Below are 17,188 nucleotides of genomic sequence, written 5' to 3'. Positions count from 1 at the left end.
TCAGTCCGATCAGTTCCCGGCGCTTTCCATCTTGCGATGGGCGACGACCTCTTCGAGCCAGCCCAGATGCATCTCGGGAACCGAGCTGAGCAGCAGGTCGGTATAGTCATCAAACGGCGGGCTCAGCACTTGTGATTTCGGACCATAGCGGACCACGCGGCCCTGATACATCACAGCGATACTGTCGCTGATCGCGCGGACCGTTGCCAGATCGTGAGTGATGAACAAATAGGCCACATCCTCAATCTTCTGCAAATCAAGCAGCAGCTTCAGGATGCCGTCCGCCACCAGAGGATCGAGCGCCGAGGTGACCTCGTCACAGATGATCATCTTGGGCTTGGCCGCCAGTGAACGCGCAATACAGACACGCTGTTTCTGACCACCCGAGAGCTCCGCCGGATAGCGATCGATGAACTTTTCGCCCAGTTCGATCTCATCCAGCAGTTCCACGATCCGCTTGCGCTTTTCCGCGCCGCGCATGTTGAAGTAGAACTCCAACGGGCGGCCGATGATCGTGCCGACGGTCTGACGCGGGTTCATCGCCACGTCGGCCATCTGATAGATCATCTGCAATTCGCGCAGGTCCTCACGTGTACGACCCTTGAGGTCAGGCGAGAGCTTGCGACCGGCAAAATTGATCTCTCCATCGCGTGGGGGCAGCAGGCCGGTGATTACCCGCGCCAGCGTGGATTTGCCGGACCCGGATTCACCCACAACTGCCAGCGTTTGCCCCGGATGAAGCTCGACATTGACGTTGTGCAGCACGTCGAAATTCAGCCCCTTGTACCGCGCTGTTATACCATCAACGGTCAACACCGGTTCCGGCGTGGGCTTTTTCTCTTCGTGTTCAATCGAACGCACCGAGACCAGCGCCTTGGTGTAATCCTCTTGCGGGTTGTTGATGATCTGATCGGTGTTGCCGTATTCGACCGTATTACCCATCCGCAGCACCATGATGTCGTCGCTCACCTGTGCAACAACCGCAAGGTCATGCGTAATATAGAGCGCGGCAACGCCGGTATCTGCGATGGCCTCTTTGATCGCCATCAGAACGTCGATCTGCGTGGTCACGTCCAACGCCGTTGTGGGTTCGTCGAACACAACCAGATCAGGCTCGGGGCACAACGCCAGCGCGGTCATGCAGCGCTGCAATTGACCACCCGAAACCTGGTGCGGATAACGGTCGCCGATGTTGTCTGGATCAGGCAGGCCCAACTTTGCGAACAACTCGCGCGCGCGCTTCTCGGCCTCTTTACGGCTGAACTTTTTCTGTTCAACCGCAGCCTCAACCACTTGGTCCATGATCTTCTTGGCGGGATTGAAGGATGCCGCAGCAGACTGAGACACGTACGTGACCTCACCTCCGCGCAGCTTGCGGATGTCGCCGTGGGACGTTTTCAGGATGTCACGTCCGTTGACCCAAACCTCGCCGCCGGTGATTTTCACTCCACCCCGACCATAGGCCATCGAGGCCAAACCGATAGTGGACTTGCCGGCCCCGGATTCACCGATCAGCCCCAGCACCTTGCCGGGCGCGAGGTCAAAGCTGACCCCGTGCACGATTTCGATGTCATGGGGTTTCTCACCCGGCGGGTAGACCGTTGCACCGATCTTGAGGTCTCGGACTTTGAGAAGCGGTTCACTCATCCCCGGCCTCCTTTCAGCGATGTGGTACGGTTCAAGACCCAGTCAGCCACAAGGTTGACCGAGATTGCCAGCGTCGCGATGGCCACGGCAGGGTAAAGCGCCGCACCGATGCCATAGACGATACCGTCCTTGTTTTCCTTCACGATACCGCCCCAGTCCGCCAGCGGCGGCTGGACGCCCAGCCCCAGGAAGGACAGGGTCGAGATAAATAGAACCATGAAGATGAACCGCAGACCCAACTCAGCCACCAGCGGGGACAGAGCGTTGGGCAGGATTTCCCGGAAGATGATCCAGACCCGGCCTTCACCGCGCAGTTTGGCGGCCTCGACATAGTCCATCACGTTGATGTCCACAGCGACGGATCGTGACAGGCGATAGGGTCGAGTGGCATCCAGCAGACCCATTACCAGAATCAGGATCGGGATCGTCACGGGAACAATTGCCAGAATGACCAGAGACAGGATCAGGGTCGGGATCGACATGATCAGGTCAACCGTCCGGCTGAGCACCTGATCGGCCCATCCGCCAAGCACCGCTGCCAGCAGACCCAGCGATGTGCCTGTAACAAAGCTGAGGATCGTGGCCGCCGCCGCAATGAAGATGGTCGTGCGCCCGCCATAGATCATACGGGTTAGCAGGTCGCGACCGATATTGTCCGTGCCTAGAAGATGCTCGGCGCTTGACGGCTCCCACACGTCGCCGACCACTTCGGCCATGCCATAAGGCGCAATCAACGGTGCGGCGAAAGCAACGACAAAGTACAGGACGGTGAAAAACAGACCGATTGCAGCCGAAATAGGAATATTCTTCATCATTTCGGGTGCCTCAGTCTTGGGTTGGCGAGGATCGACACGATATCGGCAACCATATTCAGGCCGATATAGACGGCGGCGAATACAACGCCGCACGCCAGAACAACCGGTACGTCGCGCTTGGTCACCGAATCCACCAGGTATTGACCCATGCCGGGGTAGACGAACACCACTTCAACAACCACGACGCCCACAACCAGATAGGCCAGGTTCAACATGACAACGTTGACGATGGGTGAAATGGCATTGGGAAAGGCATGCCGCGCGATAACCTGAAACGTGGTCAGGCCCTTCAATTCGGCTGTTTCGATATAGGCCGATTGCATAAGGTTCAAAATCGCCGCGCGCGTCATTCGCATCATCTGCGCCAGCACAACCAACGTCAGAACGAAAGCGGGCAGGGCAACTGCATAGAGTTTCTGACCAAAGGACATCGTGTCATTGATCATCGCCAGCGAGGAAAACCATCCCAGCTTGACCGAGATGAAATAGACCAGGACATAGCCAATCAGGAATTCGGGGATCGAAACCGTGGTAAGTGTGATGGCAGAAATCAGTTTATCTGGCCAACGGTTGCGGTACTGGACGGCCAGCAGGCCCAGAAAGATGGCAAGCGGCACAGAAACGATCGCCGCAACACTCGCCAAAAACAGGGTATTCCCCAAGCGTTTTCCGATACTTTCGGCGATGTCCAGTTTATTGGTCAGAGACTGGCCCAGATCGCCCTGCACAATGCCACCCAGCCATTCGAAATAGCGGGTCAGGGCCGGGCGGTCGAGGCCCATTTCTTCGCGCAGGTTTGCCAGCGCCTCGGGGGTTGCGGATTGGCCAAGGACCGCTTGTGCAGCGTCCCCCGGCAAGGCTTCGGTGAGGCCGAAAATCAGAGCCGATGCACCGAAGAGAAGCAGGAGACCCAGCGCCAAGCGCTGGGAAACCAGTTTGATGATAGGATGCATGATCCGTGGCCCTTATCAGGCGAACCAGGTTTTGCGTGCAATGTACTGGTTCATCAACTCGCCATTCGGGTCAGTCACCCAGCCGGCAACCTGAGTGCTGATACCATCAATGAAGTCATTGAACATCGGGCAGATCAGGCCGCCTGTATCGCGCACCATGTATCCCATCTTGGAATACAGCTCTTTGCGTTTTTCGGCATCGAGTTCCGCCCGCGCCTGCAGCAGAAGGGCATCAAATTCCTCGACCTTGAACCGGGTGTCGTTCCAGTCTGCGGTCGACAGATAGGCAGTGCCATACATCTGATCCTGAACCGGACGTCCCGACCAGTACGAGGCGCAGAAAGGCTGTACATTCCACACTTCGGACCAGTATCCATCATTCGGTTCACGCTTGATCTCCAGCGGAATACCGGCCTGTGCCGCCGATTGCTGGAACAAGGCTGCCGCATCCACCGCGCCGGGGAACGCGCCATCCGCAGTACGCAGGATGATTGGGGATCCGTCATGTCCGGATTTCTGATAGTGCTCCTTGGCTTTTTCCAGATCAAACTCGCGTTGGGGGATCGAAGTATCGAACAGCGGGTAGGAGACATTGATAGGCATGTCATTACCCAGAGATCCGTATCCACGCAGAATCTTGTCGACCATTTCCTCGCGGTTGATCGCATATTTCAGCGCCATCCGCAGTTCATTGCTGTCGAAGGGCGCTGTGTCGCAATGCATGATGAATACATAATGCCCGCGGCCCGGCGTCGACTCGACGGTCAGATTTGGTGCTCGTCCAAGCAGATCGGCTACTTTAGGTTCGACACGGTTGGCCATGTGCACCTGACCTGATTGCAGCGCGGCCATACGGGCTGTGGCATCGTTGATCACGATGTTTTCCACACTGTCGTAATGGCCTTCATCGCTCCAATGGTTTTCGAACTTGGAGAACAGGTGCCGGACACCCGGTTCATTTGTTTCAAGCTTGTATGGGCCTGTACCGACGCCGTCGCCAGGGTTTTCCATTCCGCCATCGGGCTGAACGATCAGGTGGTAGTCGGACATCAGATAGGGCAGGTCGGCGTTCGCCTCGGTCAACGTGACTTGGAAATATTCCCCGTCTGCCTTCATCGACTCGATACCCTTCATGATGCCCAAGGCACCGGATTTCGAGTCTTCGTTCGAGTGGCGTTCCATGGTCTTCAGCACATCTTCGCTGGTCATGGTCTTGCCGTTGTGGAATTCGACGCCGGGACGCAGTTTGAAGGTCCAGACTTTTGCGTCGGCGCTTCCTTCGACGCTCTCGGCCAAACGGGGCTCGATCATACCGTCCGGAGTAACTTCAACCAGAGTATCCCCAAACAGGCGTCCGTTCATCGCGGGTACCGGGCTGGCATAAGTCGCCGGGTCCAGCGAATTGGTGGATTCGCCGCTGCTCATGCCCATCTTGAAATCGCCGCCCTTGTTTGGACCTGCCGCGCGTGCTGCATCGGCGAATATGGTGCTGGCCATTGCAGCAGACACACCCAAAGCTGCCGCTTTCCCCATGAATTCACGGCGAGTCAGCTTGCCAGCTGAAACCTGCTTGGTCATGTAAGTGAGTTGTTCGTTCATTCAAAGATCTCCCAGTTGAGTGTATTAGCAGCCCTTCGTGGGCTTTTTATTGACGCATGAGTCAAAGTAGGCGCATTTCGGTTACGCGGGCAAGGACAAAAGTCTTGCTAGCGTATGTCAGAAATTCAGTCCTGATAACGTGGTATGGAATCCTCCAGTTCCTTCGTTGATATCAAGTTTTCGCCCTCAAAGGCATTCAATTTTGCCCTGAGGTAAAAGGTCGTCTTATCCGCCCACATCTCATGCCAGTTCGAACGCAAGGCCGGGTCTGGCGAGCGGTATGAATAAGACCACATTGTCGCTCCCCATCCCAGGTTTTCATTCAGCAGGCAGTCGCCTTTATAGTGGATGTCTTCGGCATATCGGTCGGCGGTAGAACATAAGGTGACAATTGCCTTCAGCGGGTCGGGCCGCATGGCCGCGACCTGAAGTGTATTGAAGCCGCCCCAGCTGATCCCCATCATCCCAACCGCACCAGTACACCAAGGTTGTTGTACCACCCACTGAATCATTGTCACTGCGTCGTCTAGTTCTTGATGGGTGTGTTCGTCCTCCATCAGACCTGTGTTGCCGCCATTGCCGCGCATGTCCACGCGGATACAGGTAAAGCCGCGTTGCGCAAACCAAGGGTGGGTCAAGGCATCCTGGACCGAAGTGCCATCCCGCTTGCGATAGGGCAGAAACTCCAAGACGGCGGGGACGGGGTCTTCTAACGCATCTCTGGCGCGCCAGACGCGGGCGGACAAGCCGCAGCCATCAGGCATCTCGATGCCGATGTTAGGAAAATCTTCGATATCACGTAGCGCGTTCGCAGGCGGCGTCATTACCGCACTGTCCGGGCTTTTCAAAATCCGGGCGCCTCGGGAATCGTCAAATCATGAGCGGATTACGACAAGCAGATCCATCACGTTTGTTCCAGTCGGACCCGTGACCAGTAATGCCCCGGCACGTTCCAGATAACTGCCGCTGTCGGCATTCTGCAAAGCCGTTTCAGCGCCGTCACCCCACGTAGTAGCGTCAATAACGGCTCCTGCGGCTTGGGTGGGTCCATCTGTGCCGTCGGTTCCCCCGACAACAATCGTTATTCCATCGCACCCAGAAATTTCTTGAGCCAGTGCCAGTGCAAGCGCTTGGTTGCGGCCGCCGCGACCAGGGTTTTCCGGTAGAACCACAGTGGGCTCTCCACCGAACACCATGACACCGCTGGGCATGTCGCGGATACGCTTGCCCAACGTTCCGGCAACGTTCAGGAAATCATCGTGCAAGCATTCTTCGTTGGTATGCACATTTAAGCCTACGCCTTGCGCCAGCTCCATTGCGGCTTCACGTGCATGAGCGTTCGAGGCTACGATCTGTGTGTGGGCCTGAAAACTAACTGAGGCAGGCAGCGCCCCAATCCCCGATCCGACAACGTTGAGATCGTCGCCCGGCACATCGGAAATCGCCAGAACTGTCGCCTTTTTCCCTTTGAAATGGGACAGCAATCCACCGCCCTTGATCCGCGACAGCTTGCGCCGTTCGGCGTTCATGGCCGTGATGTCCAGACCTTCTGACAGAAGCTTCTTGTTCAATCGCTCCAAGTCTTCCAACGACTTTCCCGGTAGCAAATCTTCGGCCAACGAGGACGCACCGCCTGAAACCAGCAGCAGCAGATGCGAATCCGAATCCATTGCCTCTACCGTCTCACGCAGGGCACGACCGCCCAGAAGGCTGCGCTCGTCTGGAACGGGATGAGAGGCCTCGATTACCGTTACATGATCAGGCAGGTCACGCCCGTGGTCGTCCTTGGTGACAACCAGCGTAGGGCGCGGGCCAAAATGATCTAATGCGGCACGGGCCATCGCCGCTGCGGGTTTGCCCACGGCCAGAATCTGATCTGGCTCGGAAACATCGCTCAAGACCTTGCTGGTTGCCGTGTACCCACCTACGGCATCGACACCGGCCTGCCAGATGCGAATTGCTTGCTCTTTTCTGTCCATCAGCTTTCCATCCAAATCGTAACCGGCCCATCGTTGACCAGTTCAACCGCCATATTTGCACCGAATTTTCCGGTTTCTACGGGCACACCGCAGGCCTGAAGACGCTGGGCAAAGACTTCATACAGATGCTTGCCAACTTCCGGCGACGCAGCCTCGGAAAATCCCGGTCTGTTGCCACGAGACGTATCGGCGGCCAAAGTGAATTGGCTGATCACCAGCGCCGAGCCTTCAATATCCACAACCGAGCGGTTCATTTTACCTGCGTCATCCTTGAATATACGCAGCTTCGAAATCTTGGCAGCCAGCTGGTCCGCCTTCATCTCATCATCTTCCTGCATTGCGCAGACAAGGATCATTAACCCCGGTCCAGTCTGGCCGATTACCTGACCGTCTACCGATACTTTGGCGTGCGAAACGCGTTGTAATACTGCGCGCAAAACTTTTCTCCGCTTGGTATGCTACCCGAGCCACTGGGCGATCTCATTCAGATCGGCGCGGTCGGTGCGAAAACTGTTGGCTGGGTGTTCATTGTCGGCATATCCGAATGAAATCGCGCATAAAAATTTGCGGTCGTCCGGAATGTCGAAATATCGGTGAATGAACGGGCTGTAGGCTGCTAGCGCAGCTTGTGGGATCGTGGCTATGCCCAGAGCCTGTGCCGCCAGTGAAAAAGCAGTGATAAACCCGCCACAGTCCAACGCAACATAGGCCCCCAACTCGGTCGGGCTCGTAAGGAGTGCGCAATGCGGCGCGCCGAACAGGGTAAAGTTTTCCATCATCTGCCGGGCCGAGGCTGCGCGGTCTCCTCGTTCCACGCCCACGGCCTCGTACAAAGCCCACCCGCAGGCTCGACGACGATCCTGATAGGCCCCGGAATACGAAGTTGGAAAAGGCAGATCAGGGGCCGGGGTTCCTGTTTGTGCCTCTTCCTGTAATGCGGCACGAAAGCGGTCGGTTTCTGCACCGCTGGTAATCACGACATGCCAAGGTTGCGCGTTGCACCAACTGGGAACACGCGCAGCGCTGGTCAGGATTTGTTCGATCTGTTTCCTTGGCACCGGATCAGAGAGAAATGCACGGCAGGAATGCCGGGCGGTCAGCAATTGGTTCAGATTGGGCTGTGCCACGCGTGCCTCCCCCTCGGCGTTGACGCGGCGCAGAATGGCGTCGGACCAACAGAAGTCAAGCGCTAACATTTCACACTCTTTTGGGTCGCGGCCCGTGTCAGCCCTGCTGGCCAGTTGCCATCAGGTACCCGACACCAGCGGCTACAAGCAGGCCCATCACAACGGCAACGGTGATCTTGATGGCTGACCAAGGGCGTTCTCCCTGAACACGCCCAGTGCGCCCGTTGACGACGAACCGATAGGTCTGGCCACGATACTTGTAAGCCGCCATCCAGACCGGCAGTAGGATATGTTTGAAGGTCACGTCGCGCACATCCGTATCAATCGCATGTATCCGCTGACGGTCACCGCCAATGTCGAAACGAACATCCCGCTCGATCACGCGGGCCATGTACCCGCGGGCCTCGGTGTATCCTTCCTGCAATTCGACCGTGTAGGCCTCGGCCCTGAACCCGGCCAGATATTCCGGCTGATAAGGTTCCAATGCGGGCAGGTCCCAGGGCTCCAGCGCGTCTGTATAGGATTTGGGCAAAGATCTTGAGGCCAGCACCAGAACGTCGTCAAAGAACCGTTTCACCCGACCAGATTTCGGCGACCAACGCACCTTGGGCACCTGCTGTTGAACACGTTTGCCATCACGCATGACGGTTCGCGTTTCATAGTAAATGGTACCTCGTTCCCCGTGATAGCTGGACGTGGTGTCCGCATCGAAGGTCCAATACGGAACATAGATGCCCTGCATCTTACGGCCTTTACGGGCATATTCCTTCAACCCGTTGGGCGCGAACCAGAGACGACCCAGCCAATCCCCCATCGCCTTGTGAGCAGTGCGCTCGTCCAGAGCAAACGGCAGCACGCCGCGCGGTTTGATGTGCCGATTGGTCCCGGTATCCGTAACCACTGGCGTCGCGCAGAACGGGCATTCGGTGGCGTGGGTGGCGGGGTCAAATTCGACCTGAGCCGCGCAGTTGGGGCAAGACAGAACACGCGTTTCCTCGATCTCGCTGTCCGGCAGCTGATCCGCTATTGCAGCGTCGAAATCCAGTTCCTTCAGGCTGGCGCCACCCCAGGGGCCAGCGCCGATTGCTTCGGAATGTCCGCAATGGTCGCAGGTCAGACTGCCATCACCGGGATTGAACCTGTAATCCGCGCCGCATTGCTCGCAGGGAAATCTGTGTTCTTTGGTCATCGTGAGAGCCTGTTCTTACGCCCGCGTCTGAAGGGTCACGCTCCGGGCGGAGGCGGTGGCAAAATGGTGAACAGCTGTGCCAGTTCCTGCACCTCACCAGCCTTTTTCCAGCCGTCCTGACCAGCCGTCCAGACATGGGTGTCGCGGGTGATCTCTCCGTCCGTTGCCATGCGGCCCATCTTGGCCTTCGAGAATGGCCCGCTGGTCTGACCGTCAACCGCGATATGCCACACATGCTCGACAGGCGGGGGAGGCGGCGGTGCCGCATGTGCCGCGGGTTGCGGGGCAGCGGGTGCGGGACTGCCCCACGGGCCGCGAGGCTGACCCGCTGCCATGTTCGACATCTGTTGTGCCATAGCCACGCCCATTCCCATGCCAAGGCCGGCACCCATGCCTCCGCCCTGACCTGGATTATTGGCTGCAGCAGTCATGGCTTCGGCCGCGGAATACTGTGTGAACTTGCCCAGATCACCTGCCAGCCCCATCGAGGTGCGCTTGTCCAGCGCGGCCTCGACCGCCGGCGGCAGCGAGATGTTTTCGATGTAGAATTCGGGCATCTCCAGCCCGTAGCTGTCCAGCACCGGGGAAACCTCAGCCGCGATCAATTTGCCCAAATCGGCGGTATTGGCGGCCATGTCCAGAACTGGAATGCCCGACCCGGCGATCACGCGGCTGAATTCCTGAACGATGATGTTTCGAATCTGAAAGCTGATCTCGTCCATGGTGAACTCACCATCGGTGCCGACGATCTCGACCAGGAATTTCGCGGCATCCTTCACACGTACGGTATAGGTGCCAAAGGCCCGGATGCGGGTCGGACCAAATTCGGGATCACGCAGCATGATCGGGTTCTTGGTGCCCCATTTCAGATCATTGAACCGTGTCGTGTTGACGAAATAGATCTCGGATTTGAACGGAGACTGAAAGCCGTGATCCCAGTGCTGCAGGGTCGTCATGATCGGCATGTTGTTGGTCTCAAGCATGTAAAGACCCGGCGTGAATACGTCGGCCAGTTGGCCTTCATGCACGAACACCGCCGCCTGACCTTCGCGGACAGTCAGCTTGGCACCGTATTTGATTTCGTGTCCCTCTCGCTCGAACCGCCAGACCATGGTGTCGCGGGTGTCATCGACCCAGTGAATGACGTCAATAAATTCTCCGGTCAGAAAATCGAAAATACCCATCGGGGTCTCCTTTCCTTGGGTTCAGAGCTGCTGGCCCATCAATTCGCGTGCAATGATCCGCACCACGGGGCGGGCGTCCTCGGCTGTCACGCCGGGTGTCAGGCGCGGGTCATAGAGCATTGTCAGTAGTTTCTCGTCGTGACTTGTCAGCAGCGCAAACTCATCATCGTCGTTGAAAATCGAGGGCCGTGCGGTGGGGCTGTCATTGGACAGTCCGAGGCCCTGAGCAATCTCTTCATGAATGCAGCTGCGGCGCAACAAGTCGGGCAACTCGGTTCGAATCAGCGTCACTGCGCGCACGTAACGGTTCGGAGCATTGCTTGTGGCCGAAGCGAAAACGAAACAGTCGATATTGGCACGTGGGTTCGCGACAAGATCCAGAGAGGCCTGGCTGATATTGGGAATGAGCTGCTTAAGACGTGCCACCACATAACTGCCGTCATCCTTGCCAGCAAAGAACACATGGAAGTTGGCCTTGCGATTAACAACTGAAATCGGGTGATCCGTCAGCTTGGCCAGCCGCGCCGTGTACGCCTCGACCTGTGCAGTGTCCTGTTCGCGTGCATCGGGCGGAACCGACGGGGCGAACTCGGTCTGAACGCGCACTGGACTTGTCCAACGGCTGAGTTGCCCATCCGTCCTGAGCGACGAGGCGGTCACTGCGTGATCGGGATATTCGCTATAAAAGGCGATGGCTTCGAAATTACGCGCCAGATCGTCGGCATCGTAGGGCGTGTCCGGGCCGCCACCGTCCACCCGCAGCAGGCCACGGGTCAGAAGGTCGCGCTCTACTCGCTGATAGAAACGGGCCAGATCCTGACTTGCCGCAGAAGGGGGGACATAGGCGTTGGGCGCAGGTGCCACGACTGCCGGTCGTGGTTGTGGTGCAACTGAAGACGAAAGCGTTTCGTCGCAATTGGCCAAGGCCAACAACGACAACACGCCCAATACGGGTTTCAGATGGCCCTTAAACCGCACACCTAACCTGCCGTCAGCCCGGCACCGCCGTTCCGGCATTGTCACCGGTACCATCCTTCCGCGCCTTGGCGGCGGCGAGTGTGTCGCGCAGTTCGGCCTCCATCTTCTGCAACTCCTGCTCGGCAGCGGCGCGCTTGGCTTTGCCTTCGTCTGCAATAGCCAGACTTTCGTTGATTGTACCAATCAGGTCAGCATTGGCCTGTTTCACCGCTTCAATGTCGAATACGCCGCGTTCCATTTCCTCTCGGATCATCTTGTTCGACTCGCGCAGGTTGGCTGCGTTCGAGGTCAGTAACTCATTGGTCAGATCGTTTGCGTCGCGTACTGCTGCTGCGGCTTCGGCGCTGCGTTGAATGGTAACAGCTTGCGCCAGTTGCGTTTCCCACAGCGGCACGGTGTTGACCAAGGTCGAGTTGATCTTTGTCACCAGCGACTTGTCGTTTTCCTGAACCAGCCGGATCGAGGGCAAGGACTGCATAGTCACCTGGCGTGTCAGTTTCAGGTCGTGAACACGGCGTTCCAGATCGTCGCGCGCGGCGCGCATGTCGCGCAGCTCTTGCGCTTTCATGACTTGCTCGTCTTCGGCCGCGGCCTGGACTGCGGCCTCTTTCTCGGGAATGTCGTGGCTGTCCAGCTCGGTCAGCTTTTCCTCACCGGCTGCGATGTAGAGCGCCAGTTCATCATAGAACCCAAGGGTTTTTTCATAGAGCAGGTCCAGCGATTTGATGTCTTTCAACAGTGTGTGCTCATGGCCCAGCAAGTCATCGGTGATCCTGTCGATCTGGCCTTGAACTTCTTCGTACTGGGCGGTGAACTTGGCGAAAGGTGCGGCTTTGCCCAGCAGTTTTTCCCACCAGCTACGCTCGCGGCGCACGTCAAGCTCGCTGACCGAGAAACCGCGGATCGTGGTCACTATGTTGCGTAGGCTATCGCCGGCGGGGCCGACGTCCTTGTTGCGGACGTCTGCCAGCATAGCCTGACTGATTTCCTGCAACTCCGCTTGTGCGGATGATCCAAAAGCGACGATCGAATTGGTGTTGCCCATGTCGATCTCATTCATCCGCTTGCGGATTTCTGCGCTGACCGGCTCGTCGGCATCCTCAAGCGAGACGACTTCGGTCGATGGCTCGGGAAGGGCAACTGCCGTTACTTCCTCTACCAGTGTTTCAGCCTCGACCGCCTTGGTCTTGATCTCTTCGGACATGGGAATAATCCTCTCTCAAATAATCGGCCGGTCAGTCCAACCGGACGCCTTCGCGTTGCAGCCGTTCGCGCAACACATCAATTTCAACTGTTAGATCGCTGCGATCATCCAATAGCATCTTGCGGGTGCGGGCTGCGAAATTCTGCTCTAGATCATCTAGAAGAGACGTGTAATCCGCCAGCGCCTGCGCATCCCGCGTGCGGGCATAAACGTCTGCAAATTTAATCGTCGCGTCGCGTGCGCCCTGCAAGTAGACCGTCAGGTATTTGCGGGCCCCTGCCAGATCGCGGGGGTCTTCTTCAACAGTGCGGAACAGGTCGCGGGCAGTGTCCTGAAACCGTTCAACGCGTGCTTCGACCCGGCGATCGCCCGCGCGTTTGATGGCGTCGGTCATCTTCGTCAGGTTGGATTCGGCGTCTTCAACAACGCGGGCCACGCGGTCTTGCTGAAAGGTGTCAATCCCCTCCATTCCTTTGTCTTTCATCGGGTCCAGGCCAAATGATACGGAATGCAGCACCGTTGCCACGGCTCCAAAGAGGATCGGGGCCAGTAGGCTGGCCTGAGCGGCAGTCTCGGCATCCAAATATTCCGCGCGATATGAGGCCAGCGCGGCGCCAAGACCGGTCAGCACACTTGCGAATATCTTGCGGGGAAAGGACGGGCGACGAGCGGTGCGGCGCGCGTTATATGCAGCTTCGGCGCGTAGGCCTTCGCGCAACAGGAAAGCGGCAGCGGTCAATATACCGGCTGCGATCAGCCCGATAGTCATCCCAATCGCACCGTCGTTCAGCGACAGAAAAATCAGGGGGATGGCTGGCAGGAACAGAATATTGGCACGCGCACCTGCGGGCTCGACACGCGCGCCCTGAAACTGACCTCGTGGTGTCTGATCGTCGCCGGACCCATCGCCCTCGGGGCTGTATTTTCCGCCATATCGTTTTGCCATGCGCTACAAGCCCCCAAGCACGCCGGTGCAGACGCCGAATAACAGCACCAGCAGGGCCGCGTAGGCCAGTTTTTGTACTCCGGTCCCTGACATGGCGTTCCCCAATCGCAGCAACTACGGAAAATTTAGGAGATGCGCGGGCTTGGCGCTAGGGGGAAGGTTGCTAAACCTGCGTCACTTGCGAGTTTTCTTGCCGATCGGTGCCCGTTTTCTTTGCGGTCGCGCCGGGCGTTTGGCTTTGTCTTCGGGTTCCGCGTCCAGTCCCAACTGATCGCGCATCACGCGGCGTCGGATTTCTTCAACCTCACCGGGTTTCAGGCTGCCCAGCTGGAACGGCCCGTATGACACGCGCAGCAGGCGGTTCACGGCATATCCGATATCCTCCATCGCGCGGCGAATCTCGCGGTTCTTTCCTTCGCGCAGACCGATTGTCAGCCAAGCGTTTGCGCCCTGTTGGCGATCCAGAGAGACATCCATCGGCAAGAACCGTTCACCGTCGATCACCAACCCCTTGCGCAAAGGTGCAAAATCCTCGTCCTTGGGGCGCCCATTCACGCGCACACGGTATTTGCGCAACCATCCGGTCGAGGGCAGCTCGAGCTTGCGCTTGATGCCGCCATCATTGGTCAGCAGCAGCAACCCTTCCGAGTTCAGGTCCAACCGCCCAACGCTCATGACGCGCGGCATGTCCTCGGGCAGGTTGTCAAAGATGGTCGCGCGCCCTTTTTCGTCGCGTGTTGTCGTCACCAGGCCGGGCGGCTTGTGATACAGCCACAAGCGCGAGGGTTCCGGCTCGGAAACCGGTTTGCCGTCCACTGTGATCTTGTCTCTGGCTGTGACGTTCAGCGCAGGGCTGTCGATTGTCTTGCCATTCACGGTCACACGACCGGCTTCGATCATGCGTTCAGCTTCACGGCGCGAGGCAACGCCCGCGCGGGCAAGCACTTTGGCGATCCGGTCGCCGGGAGGAGGGGTTTTGCTCATCCGCAGCCCATAGCGCATCCCGCCCGCTTGCGAAAGACAGGTTTCTGATGCAGTCAGGGGCATGGAGTTCAGATCGCATATGGACAAAGCGCTGATTGAGGCGCGGGCCGCAGCAGGTCGCGGAGAGGTCCCGGTGGGGGCCGTTATCGTCGCGCCTGACGGTCGCGTTGTGGCCTCGGCGGGCAACCGGACGCGTGAGCTGAGTGATCCCACAGCGCATGCCGAGATTCTTGCCCTGCGCGCCGCCTGTGCCGAGGTCGGGTCGGAACGCCTGCTGGATCACGATCTTTATGTAACTTTAGAACCCTGTGCGATGTGCGCGGCTGCGTTGGCTGCGGCGCGTATTCGGCGCATCTATTACGGGGCCGCCGATCCGAAATCCGGCGGTGTGGCGCATGGTGCGCGGGTGTTTACCCATAAACAGGCGCACCATGTCCCCGAAGTTTATGACGGAATCGCGGGGCAGGAAGCTGCTGACCTGCTCAAAGCCTTCTTTGCCGCGCGGCGCGACCCTAAAGAGTGATGGGTTTCATAACCTCCGGCTCGATCACATCGACACCCGGTAACCCGTCGACCAGCGCCTCAGCGGATTGCTCCAGAACCGGGAAGGTTTTGTAATGACAGGGAATCACCGTCTTAAAGTTGAAATACCGATTGGCCGCATAAGCCGTCGCTTTCATATCCATGGTGAAATGCCCACCCGCCGACAGAATGCCGATATCGGGTTTGTAGTAGTCGCCCATCCAATCCATATCGGCCATGATATCGGTGTCGCCGGACACGTAGAGCATACGCCCCTCTGAGGCGATCATGAAGCCAACCTCACTGCCTCCGGTCCGCAGTCCCTCGGGTGTTGAAAAGGTCGAGCTGTGCGACGCGGGCACCATCGACACCATCACACCGTTCAGGTCAACTGTGCCACCCTTGTTGAACCCGATGGTCTCCAGCCCTTCGGCCTCGCTCCAATATCCCATCAGGTCGTATTGGCCGACCACGGGTACATTCAGATGCTTGGCCAGCGACACCACGTCGGCCACGTGATCGAAATGGGTGTGGGTCAGAAGAATATGCGTCGCACCGTCCAACGCGGCGTCGTGCTGTTCTTCGGACAACACCGGATTGCCGGTCAGCCAGGGGTCGATCAGCAGAACCTGCCCAACGGTTTCGATGCGGAAACTGCCGTGGCCCAGCCAAATGATGTTCATGAAAACGTCCTCCCAAAACAAACTGTTGGCATCAACTTAGCATCGGCTATGTAAAAGTTCATGGACTGGTTTCAGGAAATTGACGGCTATTGCGAGCGGCTGACGCCTGCCTATTGGGCCGAGCCGATCAACGCCGTGACAAACGCGGCGTTTTTAGTTGCAGCGCTAATCATGTGGTGGCGGGTGCGCGGGCAGGGGATGCCGCTGGCTATGATGTTGGTGCTGATTTTGGCCGCGATCGGTGTGGGCAGTTACCTGTTCCACACCCACGCGCAGGTTTGGTCCGCGATGGCGGATGTCGTGCCGATTCTGCTTTTTATTCTGGTCTATATCTTCGCGATCAATCGCGATGTCTGGCATATGAATCTGTTGCCTGCTGCGCTCCTGGCCGCGCTGTTCATTCCTTATGCAGTCGCAACAGTGCCTCTGTTTCAATTCGTTCCCGGCTTGGGGGGATCAGCAGCTTATGCGCCGGTGCCGCTGCTGATCCTGACTTATGCCTATCTGTTGCGCAATCGTGTGCCGGATACCGCCCGTGGCCTCGCTACCGGAGCGGTGATCCTGATTGCCTCGATCACTTTTCGTGCGCTGGACGACCCCATTTGCGCGCAGGTGCCACTGGGTACGCATTTCATGTGGCACATCCTGAACGCCGTCATGCTGGGTTGGATGATTGAGGTGTATCGCAGGCACATGACCCGCGTGCCTCAGCCCTGAAACGCGGCAGCCAGATGTTCCGGCAGGTCAAACTCGGTCAAAACCCGCGCTCGACCCTCAGCTGACATCTTGCGCGCGGTTTTCTCGACGATGCGTTGGATTTTCTCGGCCGAGTGCTTTTCCGCGAAGGGTGCAAAGTACCATTTGAGAAACACGAAGCAGATCACATCTTCCAGCGCCTGAACCTCGTCATCGCGCTTGATGCCCTGCTTGCGTAGCATGCGACCAGCGGTTTCAACTTCGTCCGCGCTGTAACCAGCTTGCTCCATCATCGCCATGACAATCTCGGCGTGGTGTACACCTTGCGCCTTGCGCCAGGCCAGATATCCGGCGCGTCCTTCGGGGTATTCGCTCCGAGCCAGCTTCCAGCGTTCCACGTGCTGCCCGCGCGCGGCGATCTGCAAAATATCCGAAGCGTCGGGGAACAGTCGGTCCAACTCGGCGCTCATCCGCTGTCCGTAGAGCAATTCGACGGGCTGGCCATCGTCGAGGTTGGTGTCTTGCCTGTTGGCCGCATCTATCGCGTCCAGAACCGATTGCTTGCGTGCGCTCATCTTCCGCTCCGTTGGTTTGCCGGATTTTCGATGCAGTCCGGCGGGTTAGTTCTGACCATCGTAGCTGTTGGTTGTCGGAGATGCAGCAGCCTTTTGCATCTCGGCCG

General features: G+C 58.1%; 17 protein-coding genes and 1 pseudogene. 2 read left to right on the top strand and 16 right to left on the bottom strand.

All coding sequences use genetic code 11. The features are described from left to right. Positions 1 to 9: 9 nt before the first annotated feature. From ACR0D7_RS04065 to ACR0D7_RS04000, 14 genes and pseudogenes are all read right to left on the bottom strand, one after another. On the bottom strand, positions 10 to 1,647 hold the full coding sequence (locus ACR0D7_RS04065; RefSeq protein ID WP_170573283.1) for an ABC transporter ATP-binding protein: 1,638 nt from the start codon (positions 1,645 to 1,647) through the stop codon (positions 10 to 12). Then, the gene (locus ACR0D7_RS04060) at positions 1,644 to 2,459 is read right to left on the bottom strand and encodes an ABC transporter permease (RefSeq protein ID WP_170383797.1); all 816 of its coding nucleotides are present in this window, start codon (positions 2,457 to 2,459) and stop codon (positions 1,644 to 1,646) included. Before ACR0D7_RS04060 ends, ACR0D7_RS04065 begins: the two co-directional genes overlap by 4 nt. After that, the gene (locus ACR0D7_RS04055; protein ID WP_480677836.1) at positions 2,459 to 3,415 is read right to left on the bottom strand and encodes an ABC transporter permease; all 957 of its coding nucleotides are present in this window, start codon (positions 3,413 to 3,415) and stop codon (positions 2,459 to 2,461) included. The genes ACR0D7_RS04060 and ACR0D7_RS04055 overlap by 1 nt, the downstream gene beginning before the upstream one ends. Positions 3,416 to 3,430: 15 nt before the next feature. Continuing rightward, positions 3,431 to 5,014: an ABC transporter substrate-binding protein gene (locus ACR0D7_RS04050; protein ID WP_480677835.1), complete on the bottom strand. Its 1,584-nt coding sequence runs from the start codon at positions 5,012 to 5,014 to the stop codon at positions 3,431 to 3,433. Between the two features lie 224 nt (positions 5,015 to 5,238). Next, positions 5,239 to 5,838 (bottom strand): annotated as a pseudogene (locus ACR0D7_RS04045) (CocE/NonD family hydrolase); the annotation flags it as partial. Between the two features lie 51 nt (positions 5,839 to 5,889). Further along, the gene (locus tag ACR0D7_RS04040; RefSeq protein WP_480677834.1) at positions 5,890 to 6,993 is read right to left on the bottom strand and encodes a glycerate kinase type-2 family protein; all 1,104 of its coding nucleotides are present in this window, start codon (positions 6,991 to 6,993) and stop codon (positions 5,890 to 5,892) included. Further along, complete coding sequence (gene dtd, locus ACR0D7_RS04035) at positions 6,993 to 7,430, bottom strand: D-aminoacyl-tRNA deacylase (RefSeq protein WP_480677833.1); 438 nt, start codon at positions 7,428 to 7,430, stop codon at positions 6,993 to 6,995. Before dtd ends, ACR0D7_RS04040 begins: the two co-directional genes overlap by 1 nt. A 21-nt stretch (positions 7,431 to 7,451) precedes the next feature. Continuing rightward, positions 7,452 to 8,189, bottom strand: a complete 738-nt coding sequence (locus ACR0D7_RS04030) for a nitroreductase (RefSeq protein ID WP_480677832.1) — start codon at positions 8,187 to 8,189, stop codon at positions 7,452 to 7,454. A gap of 28 nt (positions 8,190 to 8,217) precedes the next feature. Further along, complete coding sequence (locus ACR0D7_RS04025; protein WP_480677831.1) at positions 8,218 to 9,309, bottom strand: TFIIB-type zinc finger domain-containing protein; 1,092 nt, start codon at positions 9,307 to 9,309, stop codon at positions 8,218 to 8,220. A 35-nt stretch (positions 9,310 to 9,344) separates the two neighbouring features. After that, positions 9,345 to 10,493, bottom strand: a complete 1,149-nt coding sequence (locus ACR0D7_RS04020) for an SPFH domain-containing protein (protein WP_480677830.1) — start codon at positions 10,491 to 10,493, stop codon at positions 9,345 to 9,347. A 21-nt stretch (positions 10,494 to 10,514) separates the two neighbouring features. Then, entirely contained in the window at positions 10,515 to 11,525 is a 1,011-nt protein-coding gene (locus ACR0D7_RS04015) for a DUF2927 domain-containing protein (RefSeq protein WP_480677829.1), read from the bottom strand. Further along, on the bottom strand, positions 11,485 to 12,675 hold the full coding sequence (locus tag ACR0D7_RS04010; protein ID WP_170573271.1) for a toxic anion resistance protein: 1,191 nt from the start codon (positions 12,673 to 12,675) through the stop codon (positions 11,485 to 11,487). Before ACR0D7_RS04010 ends, ACR0D7_RS04015 begins: the two co-directional genes overlap by 41 nt. Positions 12,676 to 12,706: 31 nt before the next feature. After that, positions 12,707 to 13,621, bottom strand: a complete 915-nt coding sequence (locus tag ACR0D7_RS04005; RefSeq protein WP_480677828.1) for a 5-bromo-4-chloroindolyl phosphate hydrolysis family protein — start codon at positions 13,619 to 13,621, stop codon at positions 12,707 to 12,709. Between the two features lie 174 nt (positions 13,622 to 13,795). Next, a complete protein-coding gene (locus ACR0D7_RS04000) occupies positions 13,796 to 14,668 on the bottom strand; it encodes a pseudouridine synthase (RefSeq protein WP_480677827.1) in 873 nt (290 codons plus the stop codon). Here ACR0D7_RS04000 and ACR0D7_RS03995 point away from each other — a divergent pair. Continuing rightward, positions 14,667 to 15,128, top strand: coding sequence for a nucleoside deaminase (locus tag ACR0D7_RS03995; RefSeq protein ID WP_480677826.1), 462 nt, complete (start codon positions 14,667 to 14,669; stop codon positions 15,126 to 15,128). The genes ACR0D7_RS04000 and ACR0D7_RS03995 overlap by 2 nt on opposite strands. Here ACR0D7_RS03995 and ACR0D7_RS03990 read toward each other — a convergent pair. Continuing rightward, positions 15,118 to 15,810 carry a metal-dependent hydrolase gene (locus ACR0D7_RS03990; RefSeq protein ID WP_480677825.1) on the bottom strand — a complete coding sequence of 231 codons (693 nt, stop codon included), beginning with the start codon at positions 15,808 to 15,810 and terminating at the stop codon, positions 15,118 to 15,120. The genes ACR0D7_RS03995 and ACR0D7_RS03990 overlap by 11 nt on opposite strands. Positions 15,811 to 15,870: 60 nt before the next feature. Between ACR0D7_RS03990 and ACR0D7_RS03985 the strand changes: the two genes are divergently transcribed. After that, positions 15,871 to 16,527: a ceramidase domain-containing protein gene (locus tag ACR0D7_RS03985; RefSeq protein ID WP_480677824.1), complete on the top strand. Its 657-nt coding sequence runs from the start codon at positions 15,871 to 15,873 to the stop codon at positions 16,525 to 16,527. Here the strand turns inward: ACR0D7_RS03985 and ACR0D7_RS03980 are convergent. Continuing rightward, positions 16,518 to 17,081, bottom strand: coding sequence for a DUF4202 domain-containing protein (locus ACR0D7_RS03980; protein WP_170573259.1), 564 nt, complete (start codon positions 17,079 to 17,081; stop codon positions 16,518 to 16,520). The genes ACR0D7_RS03985 and ACR0D7_RS03980 overlap by 10 nt on opposite strands. Positions 17,082 to 17,188: the final 107 nt, after the last annotated feature.

The sequence above is a fragment of the Ruegeria sp. BB7 genome (assembly GCF_056539365.1).
This window is presented reverse-complemented; position numbering and strand designations above follow the sequence as displayed.

Bases quoted from the DNA above. Each gene is read 5' to 3' on its own strand.
- ACR0D7_RS04030 (WP_480677832.1), bottom strand. From the start codon at position 8,189: ATGTTAGCGCTTGACTTCTGTTGGTCCGACGCCATTCTGCGCCGCGTC.
- ACR0D7_RS04010 (WP_170573271.1), bottom strand. From the start codon at position 12,675: ATGTCCGAAGAGATCAAGACCAAGGCGGTCGAGGCTGAAACACTGGTA.
- ACR0D7_RS04015 (WP_480677829.1), bottom strand. From the start codon at position 11,525: ATGGTACCGGTGACAATGCCGGAACGGCGGTGCCGGGCTGACGGCAGG.
- ACR0D7_RS03995 (WP_480677826.1), top strand. From the start codon at position 14,667: ATGGAGTTCAGATCGCATATGGACAAAGCGCTGATTGAGGCGCGGGCC.
- ACR0D7_RS04065 (WP_170573283.1), bottom strand. From the start codon at position 1,647: ATGAGTGAACCGCTTCTCAAAGTCCGAGACCTCAAGATCGGTGCAACG.
- ACR0D7_RS04050 (WP_480677835.1), bottom strand. From the start codon at position 5,014: ATGAACGAACAACTCACTTACATGACCAAGCAGGTTTCAGCTGGCAAG.
- ACR0D7_RS03985 (WP_480677824.1), top strand. From the start codon at position 15,871: ATGGACTGGTTTCAGGAAATTGACGGCTATTGCGAGCGGCTGACGCCT.
- ACR0D7_RS04040 (WP_480677834.1), bottom strand. From the start codon at position 6,993: ATGGACAGAAAAGAGCAAGCAATTCGCATCTGGCAGGCCGGTGTCGAT.
- ACR0D7_RS04060 (WP_170383797.1), bottom strand. From the start codon at position 2,459: ATGAAGAATATTCCTATTTCGGCTGCAATCGGTCTGTTTTTCACCGTC.
- ACR0D7_RS03980 (WP_170573259.1), bottom strand. From the start codon at position 17,081: ATGAGCGCACGCAAGCAATCGGTTCTGGACGCGATAGATGCGGCCAAC.
- ACR0D7_RS04055 (WP_480677836.1), bottom strand. From the start codon at position 3,415: ATGCATCCTATCATCAAACTGGTTTCCCAGCGCTTGGCGCTGGGTCTC.
- ACR0D7_RS03990 (WP_480677825.1), bottom strand. From the start codon at position 15,810: ATGAACATCATTTGGCTGGGCCACGGCAGTTTCCGCATCGAAACCGTT.
- ACR0D7_RS04005 (WP_480677828.1), bottom strand. From the start codon at position 13,621: ATGGCAAAACGATATGGCGGAAAATACAGCCCCGAGGGCGATGGGTCC.
- ACR0D7_RS04000 (WP_480677827.1), bottom strand. From the start codon at position 14,668: ATGCCCCTGACTGCATCAGAAACCTGTCTTTCGCAAGCGGGCGGGATG.
- ACR0D7_RS04025 (WP_480677831.1), bottom strand. From the start codon at position 9,309: ATGACCAAAGAACACAGATTTCCCTGCGAGCAATGCGGCGCGGATTAC.
- ACR0D7_RS04020 (WP_480677830.1), bottom strand. From the start codon at position 10,493: ATGGGTATTTTCGATTTTCTGACCGGAGAATTTATTGACGTCATTCAC.